This window comes from Mesorhizobium sp. ES1-1 (genome assembly GCF_020164785.1).
Taxonomy (GTDB): Bacteria; Pseudomonadota; Alphaproteobacteria; order Rhizobiales; family Rhizobiaceae; genus Mesorhizobium.
This window is the reverse complement of record NZ_JAIUGX010000002.1, coordinates 210,345-227,551: the sequence shown is the minus strand read 5'-3', so window position 1 is coordinate 227,551 and position 17,207 is coordinate 210,345. Positions and strand designations below refer to the sequence as shown.

At 60.1% G+C, this 17,207-nt stretch carries 15 protein-coding genes and 1 tRNA gene; 9 read left to right on the top strand and 7 right to left on the bottom strand.

Annotated elements, in window-relative coordinates:
• Positions 1-90 precede the first annotated feature (90 nt).
• Entirely contained in the window at positions 91-492 is a 402-nt protein-coding gene (rpoZ, locus tag LB513_RS03800) for a DNA-directed RNA polymerase subunit omega (RefSeq protein ID WP_224662133.1), read from the bottom strand.
• 310 nt (positions 493-802) lie between these two features.
• Between rpoZ and LB513_RS03795 the strand changes: the two genes are divergently transcribed.
• Positions 803-1,384 carry an NYN domain-containing protein gene (locus LB513_RS03795; RefSeq protein ID WP_224662132.1) on the top strand — a complete coding sequence of 194 codons (582 nt, stop codon included), beginning with the start codon at positions 803-805 and terminating at the stop codon, positions 1,382-1,384.
• 11 nt (positions 1,385-1,395) lie between these two features.
• Positions 1,396-2,052 (top strand): uracil-DNA glycosylase, encoded by a 657-nt coding sequence (locus LB513_RS03790; RefSeq protein WP_224662131.1) that lies wholly within the window; start codon positions 1,396-1,398, stop codon positions 2,050-2,052.
• A 17-nt stretch (positions 2,053-2,069) separates the two neighbouring features.
• Here LB513_RS03790 and LB513_RS03785 read toward each other — a convergent pair whose 3' ends face one another.
• From LB513_RS03785 to dapA, 3 genes are all read right to left on the bottom strand, one after another.
• A complete protein-coding gene (locus LB513_RS03785; RefSeq protein ID WP_224662130.1) occupies positions 2,070-2,777 on the bottom strand; it encodes a GH25 family lysozyme in 708 nt (235 codons plus the stop codon).
• Positions 2,778-2,845: 68 nt separating this feature from the next.
• Complete coding sequence (gene smpB / locus LB513_RS03780; protein WP_224662129.1) at positions 2,846-3,325, bottom strand: SsrA-binding protein SmpB; 480 nt, start codon at positions 3,323-3,325, stop codon at positions 2,846-2,848.
• A 25-nt stretch (positions 3,326-3,350) separates the two neighbouring features.
• The gene (dapA, locus tag LB513_RS03775) at positions 3,351-4,232 is read right to left on the bottom strand and encodes a 4-hydroxy-tetrahydrodipicolinate synthase (protein ID WP_224662128.1); all 882 of its coding nucleotides are present in this window, start codon (positions 4,230-4,232) and stop codon (positions 3,351-3,353) included.
• 238 nt (positions 4,233-4,470) lie between these two features.
• On the opposite strand from dapA, the gene LB513_RS03770 reads away from it, so the two are divergent.
• Positions 4,471-6,501: a lytic transglycosylase domain-containing protein gene (locus tag LB513_RS03770; RefSeq protein ID WP_224662127.1), complete on the top strand. Its 2,031-nt coding sequence runs from the start codon at positions 4,471-4,473 to the stop codon at positions 6,499-6,501.
• 110 nt (positions 6,502-6,611) lie between these two features.
• The gene (locus tag LB513_RS03765) at positions 6,612-7,505 is read left to right on the top strand and encodes an alpha/beta fold hydrolase (protein WP_411962680.1); all 894 of its coding nucleotides are present in this window, start codon (positions 6,612-6,614) and stop codon (positions 7,503-7,505) included.
• 60 nt (positions 7,506-7,565) lie between these two features.
• On the opposite strand, the gene LB513_RS03760 is transcribed toward LB513_RS03765, so the two are convergent.
• Together LB513_RS03760 and LB513_RS03755 are read right to left on the bottom strand one after the other, a co-directional pair.
• Positions 7,566-8,648 carry a tyrosine-type recombinase/integrase gene (locus LB513_RS03760; RefSeq protein WP_224662125.1) on the bottom strand — a complete coding sequence of 361 codons (1,083 nt, stop codon included), beginning with the start codon at positions 8,646-8,648 and terminating at the stop codon, positions 7,566-7,568.
• A 239-nt stretch (positions 8,649-8,887) separates the two neighbouring features.
• Complete coding sequence (locus tag LB513_RS03755) at positions 8,888-10,051, bottom strand: porin (protein WP_224662124.1); 1,164 nt, start codon at positions 10,049-10,051, stop codon at positions 8,888-8,890.
• Positions 10,052-10,499: 448 nt separating this feature from the next.
• On the opposite strand from LB513_RS03755, the gene LB513_RS03750 reads away from it, so the two are divergent.
• Both LB513_RS03750 and LB513_RS03745 read left to right on the top strand, forming a co-directional pair.
• Positions 10,500-10,590, top strand: a tRNA-Ser gene (locus LB513_RS03750).
• 138 nt (positions 10,591-10,728) lie between these two features.
• A complete protein-coding gene (locus tag LB513_RS03745) occupies positions 10,729-11,925 on the top strand; it encodes a porin (RefSeq protein ID WP_224662123.1) in 1,197 nt (398 codons plus the stop codon).
• A gap of 229 nt (positions 11,926-12,154) precedes the next feature.
• On the opposite strand, the gene LB513_RS03740 is transcribed toward LB513_RS03745, so the two are convergent.
• On the bottom strand, positions 12,155-13,834 hold the full coding sequence (locus tag LB513_RS03740; protein ID WP_224662122.1) for a tetratricopeptide repeat-containing sulfotransferase family protein: 1,680 nt from the start codon (positions 13,832-13,834) through the stop codon (positions 12,155-12,157).
• 114 nt (positions 13,835-13,948) lie between these two features.
• Between LB513_RS03740 and LB513_RS03735 the strand changes: the two genes are divergently transcribed.
• The 3 genes from LB513_RS03735 (at position 13,949) to LB513_RS03725 (ending at position 17,203) form a co-directional block, all read left to right on the top strand.
• Positions 13,949-15,061 carry a pyridoxal phosphate-dependent aminotransferase gene (locus LB513_RS03735; RefSeq protein ID WP_224662121.1) on the top strand — a complete coding sequence of 371 codons (1,113 nt, stop codon included), beginning with the start codon at positions 13,949-13,951 and terminating at the stop codon, positions 15,059-15,061.
• A gap of 365 nt (positions 15,062-15,426) precedes the next feature.
• A complete protein-coding gene (locus LB513_RS03730) occupies positions 15,427-16,071 on the top strand; it encodes a TetR/AcrR family transcriptional regulator (protein WP_224662120.1) in 645 nt (214 codons plus the stop codon).
• On the top strand, positions 16,040-17,203 hold the full coding sequence (locus tag LB513_RS03725) for an isovaleryl-CoA dehydrogenase (RefSeq protein WP_224662119.1): 1,164 nt from the start codon (positions 16,040-16,042) through the stop codon (positions 17,201-17,203). Before LB513_RS03730 ends, LB513_RS03725 begins: the two co-directional genes overlap by 32 nt.
• The last annotated feature ends 4 nt before the right edge of the window (positions 17,204-17,207 follow it).

Below are 17,207 nucleotides of genomic sequence, written 5' to 3'. Positions count from 1 at the left end.
GCCGCACGGCGCATGTCATAGATAGCCACGAAACAGCTGGTACGGAAGTGCCGGTCGATTAATCCAGCACTCCTCGCGACAGAGGCTGGCTCAGTAGTCGTCGCTCTTTTCCGGAGGCACCAGGCCCTCGATGCCGGCGAGCAGGTCTTCCTCGGTCATCCGGTCGAACGTGACAGTCTCCTCGCCATCCTCGGGGTCGGCGGCGGCAACGGCGGTGCCGGTCTGGTCGGCAATGGCCTCGCCATCGGCCTCCGGCTCGTCGACCTCGACATGCTTCTGCAGCGAATGGATCAGATCTTCCTTGAGGTCGTCGGGCGACAGCGTCTCATCGGCGATCTCGCGCAGCGCCACGACGGGATTCTTGTCGTTGTCGCGTGGCACGGTGATCGGCGCGCCCTGGCTGATCTGCCGGGCGCGGTGACCAGCCAGAAGCACCAGTTCGAAGCGGTTGTCGACCTTGTCGATGCAATCTTCAACGGTTACGCGGGCCATGGATGCCCCTTTCCTGCGATGGATTTGATGGAAAACAGGCGCGGTCCATAACCCGAACGCCGCCAAAACACAAGCAGCATGCCAAGACGGGCCGAGGCGCTTCATAATTCTGCGTAGACAGAGAACCCTACAGAACGTGAGGCCAAGATTGCATCGATCACAATTGCTTGCAGTGCAGCGCCCCGCCCCTTGGATTGCCACCATACCAGCGCTATCTCGCATCATGACTGGGTCAGCCGGTTTATTGTGAAGCTGACCAATACGCTGCAGCATTTCGTTTAGACGGCATTATTTCGAAAGGATCTTTTCCATGTTCGACCCCCGTGAAAAAATCGCGCTTTTCATCGACGGCGCCAACCTCTACGCCACGTCGCGGGCCCTTGGCTTCGACATCGATTACCGCAAGCTGCTGGCGAGCTTCCACAAACGCGGTTATCTGCTGCGCGCGTACTATTATACGGCGCTTGTCGAGGACCAGGAATACTCCTCGATCCGCCCGCTGATCGACTGGCTCGACTACAACGGTTTCAAGGTCGTGACCAAACCGGCCAAGGAGTTCACCGACTCCACCGGCCGCCGCAAGATCAAGGGCAATATGGACATAGAACTGACGGTGGATGCGCTGGAACTCGCCGAAATCGTGGACCATTATGTGATCTTCTCAGGCGACGGCGATTTTCGCACGCTGGTCGAGGCCCTGCAGCGGCGTGGCCGCAAGGTATCGATCGTCTCGACCATGGCCTCGCAGCCGCCGATGATATCGGACGATCTGCGCCGACAGGCGGACCATTTCATCGATCTGATGACGCTGAAGAACGAGGTTGGCCGCGACCCTTCGGAGCGGCCGGTGCGCCGGCCCGAACCGGCCGAGGTTGAAGAGGACGACTACTGAGGCCGATCGCCTTGAGCGTGCTCGCCTTCGCCGAGCCAGATCGGGATTGCCCGCTCTGCCCCAGACTGCACGGCTTCATCGCCGAATGGCGGCAGCGTGAACCATCCTGGTTCAACGCGCCGGTGCCCACCTTCCTGCCGCCTGAGGGCGAGGATTCCGTTAAGCTTCTGATCGTTGGGCTGGCGCCGGGACTGCGCGGCGCCAACCGTACCGGGCGTCCGTTCACTGGCGACTACGCCGGCGAACTGCTCTATTCGACCTTGATCTCGCACGGGTTCGCGCGTGGTGAATTCAAGGCCCGGCCAGATGATGGGCTGGAACTGGTCGACACCGCGATCACCAACGCGGTGCGCTGCGTACCGCCGGAGAACAAACCGGTCGGCGCCGAAATTTCGACGTGCAGATCATTCCTGATCCCCACCATCGCCCGCTTTCCCCAGCTGCGCGCGGTGCTCGCATTGGGATCGATCGCGCATCAGACCACGGTGCGGGCCCTCGGCGGGCGCGTCGCTGCCTATCCGTTCAAGCATGGCGGGCAATTGCCTGCCGGCGGCGTCATGCTGTTTTCCAGCTATCACTGCTCACGCTACAACACCAATACGGGCGTGCTGACGGAAGCCATGTTCGTCAAGGTGTTCAGCGACATTTCGAAATTCCTGCGGGACTAGCGGGATACAAGAACCGCTCATAGCGCCTCGGCCAGCGCCGCCAGCGCGGCGGGTCCGCCATGCAGGACATTCAGGTCGACGTCGCCGCTGATGCCGTCGATGCGCCCTTGGTCGTGGTACTGCCAATAGACCCAGTCGCCACTGCCCGGCTCGGCCAGCAATGAGCGGATCCAAAGCGGGCGGGCAAGGATATGTCGGGAATATGCCAGAGCTGCCTCATCGGTCAGATAGATAATCGCGGGCTTGCCGAACGCCGCCTCGACAGGCGCGATGAATGCGGCGAGTTCAGCGGTCAATTGTTCCGGCGTCGGCCGCCTCGGACAGTTGCCGGTAAACTCGATGTCGACGACTGGGGGAAGCAGCGGGCGATCGTGCGGCACCACCGCGATAAAATTCCTCGCCTGGTCTGCGCCGGGCCTGCAGAAGGTGAAGAAGTGATAGGCGCCGACAGCGAGGCCGGCGGCGCGGGCCTCTTCCAAGTTCCGCGCGAAGGCGTCGTCGACATGGTCGCCGCCTTCTGTCGCCTTGATGACGGCGAAGGCCACATCGTCGGCGGCAACGCGCCGCCAGTCGATCTCGCCTTGATGATGAGAGACATCTATGCCCCGGACGGGATATTTGCTGCGGTCGGGGGAAAAGGGACGCAAATAGACAAGGGTGCCCGCCGCGATGGCGCATACCAAAAACAGGCTGGCCAAACCCCAGACAATGAGCCGGTAGTTCATGACGACCCCTGTGCCGAGGGTGCTGGAAAGCTGAAAGCCGGTTGGCCCAGGCTAATGCCGGCTGTTTCTCAGCCGCGCTCCTTCAGCAGGCGACCCTTCTCGCGTGACCAGTCGCGCTGCTTTTCACTTTCGCGCTTGTCGTGCAATTTCTTGCCGCGGCCCACCGCAAGCAGCAGCTTGGCGCGGCCCTGATCGTTGAAGTAGATCTTCAACGGCACCAGCGTCATGCCTTCGCGATCAACGCTTTGCGAAAGTTTCGCCATTTCGCGCTTGTTGAGCAACAGCTTGCGGCGCCGGCGCGGCTCATGGTTGAAGCGATTGGCCTGCAGATATTCCGGCAGATAGGAATTGATCAGCCAGATCTCGCCGCCCTCCACCGAGGCATAGCTGTCCTGGATGTTGGCCTGGCCCTGACGCAGCGACTTGACCTCGGTTCCTGTCAGGACAAGGCCTGTCTCGACAGTATCCAGCACCTCATAGGAAAATCGCGCTTTGCGGTTTTCCGACACGGTCTTGTTGTTGGGATCTGCTTTTCTGACCTGGTTCATAATGCGAAGAAGTGGCGCCTCGTGCCTAATTAATCAAGCCAGCGTGCTTCATCGCCGCATCGATCTTTTCGGCGGTCGACTGTTCGACCGTGACAAGCGGCGATCGCAGCGCATTCTCGACCTTGCCCAGCTTCGACAGCGCGTATTTGGCGCCCGAGACGCCGGGCTCGATGAAGATCGCCTTGTGCAGCGGCAGCAAACGGTCCTGCAGGTCCAGCGCTCTTGCGCTATCGCCGGAAAGCGTCGCTTCCTGAAATTCGGCGCAAAGGCGCGGCGCGACGTTCGAAGTCACCGAGATGCAGCCAATCCCACCATGGGCGTTGAAGCCGAGCGCAGAAGCATCCTCGCCGGAGAGCTGGACAAAGTCCCTGCCGCAGGTGGCGCGCTGCTCCGAGACCCGCTCAACCTTGCCGGTGGCATCCTTGACGCCGATGATGTTCTTGAAGTCGTGGCGCAGGCGGCCCATGGTTTCCGGCGTCATGTCGATGACCGAGCGCGGCGGAATGTTGTAGATGATGATCGGCAAGCTGGTCGCCCTAGCGACAGCGGCGAAATGCTCATAAAGACCGCGCTGGGTCGGCCTGTTGTAATAGGGCGTAACGACTAGCGCGGCGTCTGCGCCGGCCTGCTCGGCAAACTGTACGAGCCCAACGGCTTCCGCCGTGTTGTTGGATCCGGCGCCGGCAACAACCGGAACCTTGCCATTGGCCACCTCGACACACACCTTCACGACATGGCGGTGCTCGTCATGCGAGAGCGTTGGCGACTCGCCCGTGGTTCCGACTGGGACCAGGCCCGTCGTGCCCTCGGCGAGTTGCCAGGCGATAAAGTCGCGAAAGGCTTTCTCGTCAAAACGCCCGCTCTTTTCGAACGGTGTCACGAGCGCGGTCAGCGAGCCTCTCAGCATATCGTCCAACTCCTTGGGACTTATCGGTTTTGTCGGTGTGCAACGGAGCGCCTTCTAGCGGAAAGCGAAGCCGCGCACCATAGTCTCGACACTGTTGCCCGGCAAGCATTGCCATCGTGCCAGCAGGCGCAATTCGTGCGGCCTTGGCGAAACCGGTGTTTACAGGCCTTTCACGACCTAAGTCTAGCTTAGAGATAAGCTGGCCACTTGATGCAATAGCAAGACAAGGACAGATGTAATGCCGGCCATCAGGCCTCACCTCCTCGCGCTGCTTGGCGCCGCGCTCGCGCTGATACCGAGCATGGCGATGGACGGCAGCGTGGACGGTCAGGTAACATCGGCCATTCCGACGCCTGCACTGGGGGACAATGCGCCAGCGCTGCCCTCGCCCGGCATCGAACTGCTGAAGAGCGGCTTGGATGCGTTGGCGGCGGGCAACATTCCTGCGGCTCGCACCGTACGAGACACCTTACCAGCCAATTCGCTCGACCAGCACATTCTGGCCTGGGCGATCGCGCTTTACGGCGGCGACAAAGTGCCAAGCGCCGATATTGCCGACGCCGCCAGGGTGCTGCCTAACTGGCCGGGAACTGTCGTCCTGCGCAAGAACAGTGAGCGTGCGCTCTTCCGCGAGAACCCGGCTCCAGACATCGTCATCCGGACGTTCGACGGCGGCCAGCCGCAAACATTCGAGGGTGTGATGGTTCTCTCCCGCGCCTATGTTTCGTCGGGCAAGGTCGACGCGGCGCGCACCGTACTGTCGCCGTTCTGGCGCACCGCCATCCTGGACGCCAAGGACGAGACGGCGCTGATCAAGGAGTTCGGCGGCATCATTCCGGCCGCGGACCACCGTTTCCGCATGGAGCGCATGTTCTATGCCGACCGCGTGAATTCGGCGCTGCGCGTCGCGGGCCTGGCCGGCGCCCAGCAACTCGCAGATGCCTGGGCGGCGGTCGGCAGAGGCGACAAGACCGCGCCAAAACTGTTGAGCGCGGTGCCGGTGACCCAGCGTTCGGCCGGCTATTTCTTCGCGCAAGCGGAATATCTGCGCAAGCAGGAGGATTTCGCCGGCGCTGCTGCTGTCGTGATGCAGGCTCCGGGAAACCGCGAAGCGCTGGTCGATCCCGACGCCTGGTGGGTCGAACGCCGGGTGCTTTCGCGTGAACTGGTCGATCAGGGCGATATGAAGACGGCTTACAGGATCGTCGCCACCCATGCGGCCGAGAGCGCCACCAATGCGGCCGATGCGGAGTTTCATGCCGGCTGGTACGCCCTGCGCGGCCTGAACGATCCAAAAACCGCGGCGACGCATTTCGCCCGGATAGCCGATCTTGCCCAAGGGCCGATCACGCTGTCCCGCGCCTATTATTGGCTCGGCCGCGCCGCCGAAGTCGGCGGTCCTGGCAATGCGAAGGATTATTTTGCGCGCGCCGCCACCTATGGCACGACTTTCTATGGGCAGCTTGCCGCCGAGCGCGTGGGCAGGCAGGCCCTGAATATCGTCTACCCGCAACCGACCGCAGAGGACAGGCGCAATTTTGACGGACGCGAAGCCGTCAGCGCGATCAAACGGTTGCAGGAGGCCGGCTATCACCGCTACGCCGAAACGCTCTACCGCGACCTTGCAGGCCAGTTGACCAGCCCGGGAGAACTTGCGCTGCTCGCGGCGCTGGCCGAAAAGCAAGGCAATCATTTCATGTCGCTGAAGATCGGCAAGATCGCCGGCGCGCGCGGAATCGATGTCGGCGCACTGTCGCACCCGATCGGCGTCATCCCCGACTCCGCCGACATATCCGGCTCCGGCAAGGCGTTGGCATATGCGATTGCCAGGCAGGAAAGCGAATTCAACGTCGGCGCCGTGTCGAGGGCCGGCGCCCGCGGGCTGCTGCAACTGATGCCGGGAACGGCTCGGCAATTGGCGAAGAAGGCGGGCCTGGGGTTTTCGCAGATCCGGCTGACGACCGATGCCGGCTACAATGCGACGCTCGGTTCAGCCTTCCTCGGTGAACAGCTCGACCGTTTCAACGGCTCTTACGTACTCACCTTCGCCGGCTACAATGCGGGGCCTAATCGGGCCAACCAATGGGTGGCCCGATATGGCGATCCGCGCGGCAAGGACATTGACTCCGTCGTCGACTGGATAGAACGCATTCCTTACGCAGAAACAAGAAGTTACGTTCAGCGCGTGATGGAGAATTACGAGGTCTACAAGATGCGTATTTCCGGCAAGTACGACATCGTTGGCGACCTCGTGAACGGGCGTAGCTGACGGACCAAACTCCGATCCGGATAGCTTCGCAGAGTTACTGGTTTGACCGGCCTCACCGTCGCCTGTAGCACCCGGAGAGTACCCGGCGGCGGAATCGTGTTCAGATGACGATGAACGAGGCTTTTTTCGACTTTTTCTACAGCGCGCCGGATGGGCTGCAACTTCATGCGCGCGTCTATGGCGAATCGAATTCAGGCGGCTGGCCTGTCCTCTGCTTGCCGGGCCTGACACGCAACGCCCGGGACTTTCACGAGCTGGCTATCGATCTCTCGACAAAGGCGAAAACGCCACGCAAGGTGGTCGCCTTCGACTATCGAGGCCGTGGGCAATCGGCCTACGATCCCGACGTAAACAATTACAATGTCGGCGTTGAAGCCGCCGATATCCTTGAGGGCATGGCGGCTCTCGGCATCCAGGAAGGCGCTTTTATCGGCACCTCTCGCGGCGGGCTGATCATCCATGTCCTCGGTATGATGAGGCTGCCTGCCCTGAAAGCCATAGTGTTCAATGACATAGGTCCTGTAATCGAGGCGGATGGGCTAGCCCATATCCGGTCCTATCTCGAGGGCACCCCGACGCCGAAAACCTTTGCCGAGGCGTTGGTTGCCCAGCGCGGCGCTCACGGCCAGGATTTTCTGGCGCTGAGCGACGCGGACTGGAGCCGGATGGTTAGGGCGCTTTACCGCGGGGCGGATGAAGGCCTGATGCCGGATTTCGATCCGAAACTGGTCGACACGCTTGCCAAGCTGGATCTGTCAAAGCCGCTCCCGACCCTGTGGCCGCAATTCGAAGCGTTGCGGTCCATTCCCTTGCTCGCCATACGCGGGGCCAATTCGAGACTGTTGTCCGCCGACACGCTCCGGCAGATGCGGCAGCATCATCCCGCGATGGAAACAATCACGGTCGACGGCCAGGGTCACGCGCCATTTCTGGAGACTGGAGCCCTGCCGGCCGAGATCGCGGCATTCCTCGACCGGGAGGAGCTGCAGAACAATTTAAAGTAAAGGGCCACGACCACACTCAGTCCTCGGGCAATGAGGACAGTATAAATCGGTGTTGCTGGCCTACTTGGCTTTCGAACGTTTCCTGGGCGCTTTCGGAGCGGCCTTGGCCACGGGTGCTTCGTCCGACTGTTTTCGCCCCGCCGCCGCGGACGACGGAACGGTCATCACGGGCGATGAGAATACGGAGCCTTCGGTCGGCTGAGTCGTTCGGGGCGTCTCCAGGACGGTGACGCAACCATCGAGATCGTTGGTGGCCAGATGCGCGTAACGCATTGTCATCGACAATGTCTGATGACCGAGCCACATCTGCACGCGCCTGATATCGATGCCACCCTGGACAAGGCGGGAGGCACAGGTGTGGCGCAGGATGTGCGGCACCACCTGGTCGTCGGCCCCCAGTCCCACTTCGGCTTTCGCATCGTTCCAGATCGCGCGGAATTGTGCCTGGCTGAGCTTGGTGAAAGGCCCTTTGGGCCGGCGGCCTTCGGTCGGCGGTACCTTGATGACTTCCTTGACCCGTTCGGTCATCGGAATCGTACGGCTGCGGCCCGACTTGGTGATCCAGAAGGAGACGCGATGTTCCTGAATATCGTTCCAGATCAGTCCGAGCGCTTCACCGAGACGGCAGCCGGTATCCACCAGGAAAACCGATAGCCGGTACGCGTCCTCACTTCGGCTCTTGATGGCAGCGAACAGCCTTGCCTCTTCGTCCCTCTCGAGGAAACGAATCCGTCCCGCCCGCTCCTTCTGGCGGCGGAACTCGGGCAGGCTGTGGATATCTCCCATCTTCAAAGCCTTGCGCAGCAGTTTGCTGAGGGCAGCCATCTTTCGATTGATGGTTGCGTTGCTGTTGCCGCGCTGGCGCAAGGTGCCGATTAGGTTATCCAGGGTCCCTTGGTCAAAGGCGCTAAAACGCTCCCCGAGGAGGATCTCATCAATCTCGCCAATGAAAGAGCTGACATTGTATTTATGCCGCCCATCATCCCAAAGTATGTCGCGATAAGCTGAAAAAAGGTCTCCGACCCTAGACGACTTTACTTCTCTTATCTTGTTGTAGGTGTAATGGAAATTTGAAGTCTGAGAAGAAAACATCGAAAAATGATCAGAGGTGTCAACCTCTTGGATCGCTTCGTTGGTCATCATTCGCCACACCCCCGAAGTGGATAGATCAGCCCTATCCGCTCGAAAGCGTCCTTTCAAGAGATTAAATCACGCGGTTGTGATCTCATCCGCCCATCGACGGATCCCACGAAATCGTCCCGCAGACCTGTTTAGCTACCGATTCCCCCTGTTCCTTCTGCTCGCCTTGATCCAGTCACGAAACAAAAACGACCCGGGCGTGTGTGCGCCCGGGCCGGATTTTACCTGTAAGGAACCAGCCCTTAGAACGAGCGCTGGAAGCGGAGGATACCGCCGATGTTGCTTTCCTTGGTGGCATGCGCCCAAGCGTAACCGTACGGAGGAATATCACCAACGTTCTGGTAATCCACTTCGGCTGTGACCGTGAAGCCAGGAACAACGTCATAAGCAATGTTCGCTGCGATACCGAGGTTTTTCCAATCATCATACGAAACCTGGGCATTGAACGAGGTCTTTTCGTTGAACTTGTAGGTGCCACCGCCCCAAACCGCCCAATTGCCGCCCCAAATCTTGTACATGCCGCGGCCGCCCGAATACACGTCGTTGCTCGGATCCATAAGATTGTCGTCGGTGCCGTAGCCACCCATGATGAACAGCGACAATGCTTCGTTGACGGTTACGTCCAAACGGACTTTGCCCGCAACTTCTTCGTAGTTGCTGTCATAAGCAACGACGCCGGTAATCGCGCCCCAACCCTGGGTCCACTTCACGCCGCCGACAACATGCGGAACGTAGCTGTCGATGGTCCCAACGTTGCCGTAGCCTTCTTCGAGAGAGACGACCGCCGAGAAGCCGTTGCCTGCGTCGAAATAGTACTGGACGACGTTAGTGTCGAAGCCGCCGTATGGAACCAGCGTATCCTGGATGACGTTGCCGGCGTAGCCGATGAACGTATCGAAAGCTGATTCGTCCTTACCGACGCGGAGACCACCGAGCTGGATCCAGGCGAAGTTCAGGCTGATGCCCTTGTTGAAAGCGCCACCATTATAGCCGTTGTATTCGTTATAGCTGGCGATGCCGCTGTTACGCGTATTGCCGAAGTTGATGCGGGTTTCGGTGTACGTCTTCAAAGTACCGAGTTCCGTTTCCTGGCCGGTCCAGGTCTTCAGCGTGAATCGGGCATTCTTCTGCCAAGTATCCTGTTCGCTGCCGTCACGCACGTCGGTAGCACGTGCCCCGTCGAACGAGCCGACATCGCCAGCGCCGATGTCGTAACGGACATAGCCGCCGATGCGAAGGCAGGTTTCGGTGCCGGGGATATAGAAGTAGCCAGCGCCGTAGACGTCGCAGATCTTGACGTATTCAGCGGGTTCCGGCTCGGCAACGACGACGGCGTCGGCGGCGCGCGCACCGGAAACTGCGATCAGGGCCGCAGCGGAGCCGAGGAGAAGGCTCTTAATGTTCATTTTCTGACCTCCAGTCAAAAGTTAAAAAACGGGTCTGGGTATTCTTTGCTGAAGGACAGCGTTCCCTGCCCCATCCCCACTACCGAAAAAGATGCGCACCGCGCCGCTCCTTCGAGATGGACATTACCCATGAGCCCGCGACGTTCAACAACGAACGTACTGGCTCAGCCACTGTTGGGCTGCTATCGCCGGCCGTTGTTGCACAAATGACACGATTTGGCCTCACTCCGAAAGCTCTCGTTAACCATCCGCCCTCTCGCGGCCTTTGTTTCATGCCGAATCCGGCGTCCATCTGACGGAATCATGACGAGGTCGTATGTGCCCGGCCAGGGAATTGCCACGAAACGGCCGGTCGCAGCCGACCCCCAGTCCGCCCAGGCTTATTTTTCCAGATAATAGCGCGGGCTTGTTGATTGTGCCGGCGGTTTTCTTTATCCACCGGCGCAACGGAGAGGTGGCCGAGTGGTCGAAGGCGCTCCCCTGCTAAGGGAGTAGAGGTCAAAAGCTTCTCGTGGGTTCGAATCCCATCCTCTCCGCCATCCTGCTTCGCGCCGTCTCCGCGAATTCCAAAATCTCCTCGCAATAACAAGCTGATAGTCCAGCTCAAACCGTTCCTGCGGCCGCGTCTAACTGGTTCTAGGCATTGGTTTCGTTCGATTCTGACTGGAGGTCAGAAAATGAACATTAAGAGCCTTCTCCTCGGCTCCGCTGCGGCCCTGATCGCAGTTTCCGGTGCGCGCGCCGCCGACGCCGTCGTCGTTGCCGAGCCGGAACCCGCTGAATACGTCAAGATCTGCGACGTCTACGGCGCTGGCTACTTCTATATCCCCGGCACCGAAACCTGCCTGCGCATCGGCGGCTATGTCCGTTACGACATCGGCGCCGGCGATGTCGGCACGTTCACCGGCGCGCGCGCCGACGATGTCGTCGACGGCAAGAACCAGGGTACGTTCTATAAGGACGCCCGCTTCACGCTGAAGACCTGGACCGGCCAGGAAACGGAACTCGGCACGTTGAAGACCTACACCGAGACGCGCCTGAACTTCCAGAATAGCCCCCTGAATAACGGTTACAGCGCTGGCGGCCCCGGCAATGACGCTCACAACAACATTGACCAGCACTTCGCCTGGATCCAGCTTGGCGGCCTGCGTGTAGGCTTGGATGAATCCGCTTTTGATACGTTTGTGGGATACGCCGGCAACGTCATCAACGACACCATCGTTCCTTACGGCGGTTTCAAGACCGGTGTCGTTCAGTACTACTTCGACGCCGGCAACGGCTTCTCGGCGATGGCCTCTCTCGAAGAAGGTTCGGGCGGCGCCGATCAGAAATACGCAAGTTATGGTTATGGCCGCGCCACTGTCGACAGCTATGTTCCGCATATCGTCGGCGGCTTGAAATATACGCAGGGCTGGGGCGATATCGTTGGCGTCGTTGCCTATGACAGCAACTACGAATCCGTCTCGGGCAAGGTTCGCGTTGATGTAAACGTTTCAAATGAACTGACGCTGTTCGGCATGTTCGGCTACGGCAACGACGGGAAACTTAACGACTTCAACCCGAGCCCCAACACCTCCTTTGCTAACGGTCGCGGCTTCTACAAGCCGTGGGGTGGCAACTGGGGCTTCTGGGCCGGCGGCACCTACAAGTTCAACGAGAAGACCTCGTTCAACCTCCAGGTGTCGGGTGATCAGTGGAAGGACTATGGCGTCGCGGCCAACATAGCATACAGCGTCGTTCCCGGCTTCACGATCACGCCAGAAGTCGACTACCAGCATGTTGGTTCGGGCGCGTTTGACGCCGGCAATGTTTGGGCTGGTGCCGAGAAGAAGGACGCTGTCGGCGGTATCATCCGCTTCCAGCGCGATTTCTAAGACCAGATTTTTCTGGAGACAGGAAAACCCGGCGGGCAACCGCCGGGTTTTTGTTTGTTGTATGCAAGCGGTTGTACCAACGCCGTTGCGCGTCTTGGACAACAGCCTGACAGCGCCCTGACGTTGCATTGGCGATGCTGCAAAATGCCGAACCACAAGCGCGTCACGATCTCCGAGATTTGCCTTACCGCTTGGCGCTTTAACAGGATTTAGCTTCGGGATTTATCGGTCAAACGTCAGCGAGGTCGCCCAACGCTGCAATCAAGGGCTGGATTTCGCTTTCATAATTCTTCCAGCGCTTTACGGACGATTTGTAGATTGGCTGACGGACCTGCCAACGGCTGGGCGTGGTGACCGCCCCTTCCCTGTCGAAGAAGCGCAGGCATGCCTCATCCCAAGGCAGGCCGAGATAGTCGATCAGCCGGCGCGACTGCGTCTCCTGATCCTCCACAAGCGTCTCATAGTGATTTTCAAAGATACGGCCCGGGAAAACCCCGTTCCAGTGACGCATCAAGCGGTCATATTCCCGATAGTAGAGGCCGAGTGCACGCAAGTCTGAATTGTAACTGTGCGCCGAGCTGAAAGGCAGGACAAAGCACGACACGCAATTGTCGATGGCGTCGCGGCGACAGTGAATGATGCGGGCATTGGGAAAGAGCAGGGTGAGAAGACCGATCAATTCGAAATTGTGCGGCATTTTATCGATGATGCGCTGCGCAGTCGGAGCGCGCTCCCGAAGGTAGGAAAGATGCTCTTCGGCCAACGTTTTGGACAAGCCTTCGGTGACAGTCATGATCGGCTTGTTCAGATCAGAAGCTGAGGTTGTCAGACCGATCGCGTTCGCTACGCGCCTTAGCTTGCTAAGCTCTCCAGCGCCATGAACGTCGGGATGACTGGCGCAGATTTGTTCGGTCAGCGTCGTCCCCGAGCGCGGCATGCCGACAACGAAAACAGGCACTTCGGACGGGTCCCCATAGCTCGACCTTGCGGCAAACAGATCCGACGTGAACGTTGCAATGGTCAGATCCACGAAACGACGATACTGATCGATGTCGAACTTGTAGCCGGCCGCCTGTTTCGCCTTGTTGAAATGGTCGAAGGCCTCGGAGTAGCGCTTGAGGTCGTTCAGCACCTTGCCGGCCCCGTAGTGCAGATTCTGCACGGCCTCCGATTTAAGCTGTGGAGCCTTGAGTTCGCGCAGGATCGATTGAAGCTCCACAGGCTCTTCGTTAAACTTTCGGCTTTGCACGAGATCGTAGTAGGCCGCAGCCACGTCCACGCGATGTTCGATTGCCTTCTTGAGGTAGATTCCGGCCTCCTCCATGCGCCCCAGGCCGGTAAGCGCGGCCGCCATTCCGATCCGTGCCTTAGGGTGATCGCGGCTAATTTTCAGCGCCTTCTCATAAAGCGGCAAGGCCAGATCGGGTTTGTCGAACTCGGTATAAACACGACCCAGGGCACACAGGGCCTCCACAAGATCGGGCTGCAGTTCCAATGCATATTGGATATGCTTGATCGCAGCGGAAAATTCGCTCAGCTTGGCATAGGCTTCGCCGAGACTAAGATGATAATAGGGATTTTTAGGCTCCTCGCTGACGGCGCGTGCGAAATAGCGCAGGGCCGCCTCGTCGTCGTAGCCGAGACAGACAGTTCCCATGATGTAGAGTGCCAGCGGTTGGTTTGGCGTGCGCTCTAAAACCTGTAGGCACAAGTCCTGAGCTTCATCGAGCCGCTTGGCCTGCTGATGCTCATAAGCTTTCTTCAGCAGAAGCTCGTCAGACTGCGCGCGCGCAAACGCATTGTTTTTCGGCAGACTTGCCGTAGCCGGAGTTTGCCGTGGCACTCCGGATTTAGGCGGAACTGCGGATCTGAGATGTTTGGACCAGGCGGGCGGCAGACGATTGCTCATGGTCGCTGGTTAGCAAAGATGGCTAACCGAATCCAGACTAAATGGACTTTCGCGGCGCTTGCGTGCACCACCCCATCGCGCTAGCAAGAAGCCGTTCTTCAAGCGAGCTTCACGATGCATCAGCGCCCTGCCCTCACCCCGCTTATCGCAGCGCTTCCCTCGACGGTTCCGTTTGTCGGACCGGAAGCGCAGGAGCGAGAGAGCGGCCGCGCCTTCCGTGCCCGCATCGGTGCCAATGAGAGCAGTTTCGGTCCTTCGCCACGCGTCATCGAGCGCATGGCGGGGATTGCGCAGGACATGTGGATGTACTGCGACCCAGACAATCATGACCTGAAAGTCGCGGCGGCGGCGCATCACGCGGTGAAGGCCGAGAACATCGTTGTCGGCGAAGGCGTAGACGGCCTTCTCAGCCTGGTGGCGCGCATGTACGTCGCACCCGGCGACGCCGTGGTGACGTCCCTCGGAGCCTACCCGACCTTCAATTTCCATATTGCCGGCGTCGGCGGACGGCTCGTCACAGTACCCTACGAGAATGATCGTGAAAGCCTCGATGGCCTTCTCGCGGCAGTGCGCAAGGAAAAGGCGCCACTGGTCTATCTTTCCAATCCGGACAATCCGATGGGCAGCTGGTGGGAAGCGGACGAGGTCATTCGTTTCATCGAGGCATTACCTGAAACCACCATGCTGGTGCTCGACGAGGCCTATGGCGAATTGGGGCCGGATTCGGCTTTGCCCCCGATCGATACCTCGCGTCCGAACGTCATCCGTATGCGGACGTTCTCGAAGGCCTATGGGCTGGCCGGCATACGTTGCGGCTACGCGGTCGCGGAGGCGCAGGTGATCGCGGACTTCGAGAAGATCCGCAATCACTACGGCGTCAGCCGCATGGCGCAGGTCGCCGGCGTCGAGGCGCTCGCCGATCAGGACTATCTGCGAAACGTGGTGGCACGGGTCGCAGCCGGCCGCCGCCGCATCGCTGATATCGCCGAGCAGAACGGGCTGCAGCCGCTGGCATCGGCGACGAATTTCGTCACCATCGATTGCGGCCGCGATGGCGCCTTCGCGCTTAAGGTCCTGCAGCGTTTGCTGTCTCGCGACGTGTTCATCCGCAAGCCGATGGTGCCCGTACTCGACCGTTGCATTCGCGTCAGCGTCGGCCTCGACCACGAGCTCGACATTTTCGCCGAGGAACTGCCGGGCGGTCTGGCATCCGCGCGAGGAAACTAAGGATCCGCGTTGTCGCGACCAGGCGACGTTCCAGCGCTCCCGGCCGGCCAAATCCTTGCCGCAACTATCTTGATGTTCCTCCGACAATAGTCTCACCATCACGCCCCTAGAGTAGATCGGGCGCGACGAGAATGTCACTCGCGATGGCACCAGCCTGGCGTAGCGGCACGCGGCCTGCTCAGGCATTTCGGACGAAGTGCTTGCCGGTCCGTATGCCGCGGGTCAGGGCCTCGACAATCGGACTTCAGCTTTCATTTCGGTGTTCCGATGAACACGAAACTTCATTCCATGGGGGGACCATGACCCGACGGCCTTGAATTAAATAAACGTTTGTTTTATTCTGTTAAGTAGGTGGAAGGATGTAGATGGCGCGGACGACCGGATCTGACGGAGAAAAGACCGAAGCTGCCATTCGCGAGGCGGCGGTCAGCCTGATGGCCCGTTTTGGCTATGAAGCGATGTCTATGCGGCAGCTTGCCGCCGAAGTCGGCGTTCAGGCGGCCGCTCTCTACCGCTATTTTCCGACCAAGGAAGACCTTCTGTTCACGTTGATGCGAGAGCACATGGAAGGCCTGATCCAGGCCTGGGAATCAGCCAAGCCGGTCAATGCAAGCCCGGCGCAACGCCTCTCTGCCTATGTCGCAAATCACATCGCGTTCCACATCGAGCGCCGGAACGCCACGCATGTCTCGAACATGGAATTGCGCAGCCTGTCGCCGGAAAGGCTGACACGCATCCTGCGCATGCGCACGGCTTACGAAAAGGAACTGCGCGGCATCCTGCGAGACGGCGCCGAGGCTGACATCTTTAGCATCGACGACACCGGCCTGACGGCCATGGCGCTGATCCAGATGATGACCGGCGTCATCGTCTGGTTCCGGCCGGGCGAGCGTCTGTCGATCGCCGAAGTGACGACGACTTATCTTGCGATGACAATGCGCCTGGTCGGCGCGAGGATGGCAACCGGAGAGGCACGGCATGTACACGAACACGCTCAGCTTCGGGCATGACGAGGACATCGAGGCGCTGCGAGACCTGGTGCGTCGGTTCGCCCAGGACAGGATTGCGCCGATCGCAGCCGAGATCGACCGCTCGAACGAATTTCCGTCGACCCTCTGGAGGGAACTGGGCGCGCTGGGGCTCCTTGGCATTACAGCCGAGCCCGGGTTTGGCGGCAGCGGCATGGGTTATCTCGCCCATGTGATTGCCGTGGAGGAGATTTCGCGCGCCTCCGCCTCGGTTGGCCTCTCCTATGGCGCCCACTCCAATCTTTGCGTCAACCAGATCAACCGCTGGGCGACACAGGCGCAGAAGGAGAAATATCTGCCTGCCCTATGCTCGGGCGAAAAGGTCGGCGCACTTGCGATGTCGGAATCCGGCGCCGGCTCCGACGTGGTGTCGCTCAAGCTGCGGGCCGAAAAGCGCAATGACCGCTACGTGCTGAACGGCGCCAAGATGTGGATCACCAACGGTCCCGACGCCGGAACGCTGGTCGTTTACGCCAAGACCGATCCCGAGCGCCAGTCCCGCGGCATCACGGCCTTCATTGTCGAGAATACGATGGCCGGCTTTTCGGTGGCGCAAAAGCTCGACAAGCTCGGCATGCGCGGCTCAAACACCGGCGAACTGGTGTTCGAGGATGTCGAGGTGCCCTTCGAAAATGTGCTGCACCAGGAAGGGTGCGGCGTCGAGGTGCTGATGTCCGGTCTCGACTATGAGCGCACCGTGCTTGCCGGCGGCCCGATCGGCCTGATGGCGGCGTGTCTCGACGTGGCGGTCCCCTATGTGCACGAGCGCAAGCAGTTCGGCCAGCCGATCGGTGAGTTCCAACTGGTGCAAGGCAAGCTGGCCGACATGTACACGGTGATGAACGCGGCGCGCGCCTACGTCTATGCCGTGGCCGCCGCTTGCGACCGTGGCCAGACGACTCGCAAGGACGCCGCCGGTTGCGTGTTGTTCGCGGCCGAAAAGGCAACACAGATGGCGCTTGACGCCCTGCAACTGCTGGGCGGCAATGGCTATACCAACGAGTATCCGACCGGCCGCCTGTTGCGCGACGCCAAGCTTTACGAGATCGGCGCCGGCACCAGCGAGATTCGCCGCTGGCTGATCGGTCGCGAGATCATGGCTGAGGGAGTGTGATGTC

Excerpts from the sequence above, each read along its gene's own strand:
- rpoZ (WP_224662133.1), bottom strand. The coding sequence starts at position 492 with ATGGCCCGCGTAACCGTTGAAGATTGCATCGACAAGGTCGACAACCGC.
- LB513_RS03795 (WP_224662132.1), top strand. The coding sequence starts at position 803 with ATGTTCGACCCCCGTGAAAAAATCGCGCTTTTCATCGACGGCGCCAAC.
- LB513_RS03785 (WP_224662130.1), bottom strand. The coding sequence starts at position 2,777 with ATGAACTACCGGCTCATTGTCTGGGGTTTGGCCAGCCTGTTTTTGGTA.
- smpB (WP_224662129.1), bottom strand. The coding sequence starts at position 3,325 with ATGAACCAGGTCAGAAAAGCAGATCCCAACAACAAGACCGTGTCGGAA.
- dapA (WP_224662128.1), bottom strand. The coding sequence starts at position 4,232 with ATGCTGAGAGGCTCGCTGACCGCGCTCGTGACACCGTTCGAAAAGAGC.
- LB513_RS03770 (WP_224662127.1), top strand. The coding sequence starts at position 4,471 with ATGCCGGCCATCAGGCCTCACCTCCTCGCGCTGCTTGGCGCCGCGCTC.
- LB513_RS03765 (WP_411962680.1), top strand. The coding sequence starts at position 6,612 with ATGAACGAGGCTTTTTTCGACTTTTTCTACAGCGCGCCGGATGGGCTG.
- LB513_RS03760 (WP_224662125.1), bottom strand. The coding sequence starts at position 8,648 with ATGATGACCAACGAAGCGATCCAAGAGGTTGACACCTCTGATCATTTT.
- LB513_RS03755 (WP_224662124.1), bottom strand. The coding sequence starts at position 10,051 with ATGAACATTAAGAGCCTTCTCCTCGGCTCCGCTGCGGCCCTGATCGCA.
- LB513_RS03745 (WP_224662123.1), top strand. The coding sequence starts at position 10,729 with ATGAACATTAAGAGCCTTCTCCTCGGCTCCGCTGCGGCCCTGATCGCA.
- LB513_RS03740 (WP_224662122.1), bottom strand. The coding sequence starts at position 13,834 with ATGAGCAATCGTCTGCCGCCCGCCTGGTCCAAACATCTCAGATCCGCA.
- LB513_RS03735 (WP_224662121.1), top strand. The coding sequence starts at position 13,949 with ATGCATCAGCGCCCTGCCCTCACCCCGCTTATCGCAGCGCTTCCCTCG.
- LB513_RS03730 (WP_224662120.1), top strand. The coding sequence starts at position 15,427 with ATGGCGCGGACGACCGGATCTGACGGAGAAAAGACCGAAGCTGCCATT.
- LB513_RS03725 (WP_224662119.1), top strand. The coding sequence starts at position 16,040 with ATGTACACGAACACGCTCAGCTTCGGGCATGACGAGGACATCGAGGCG.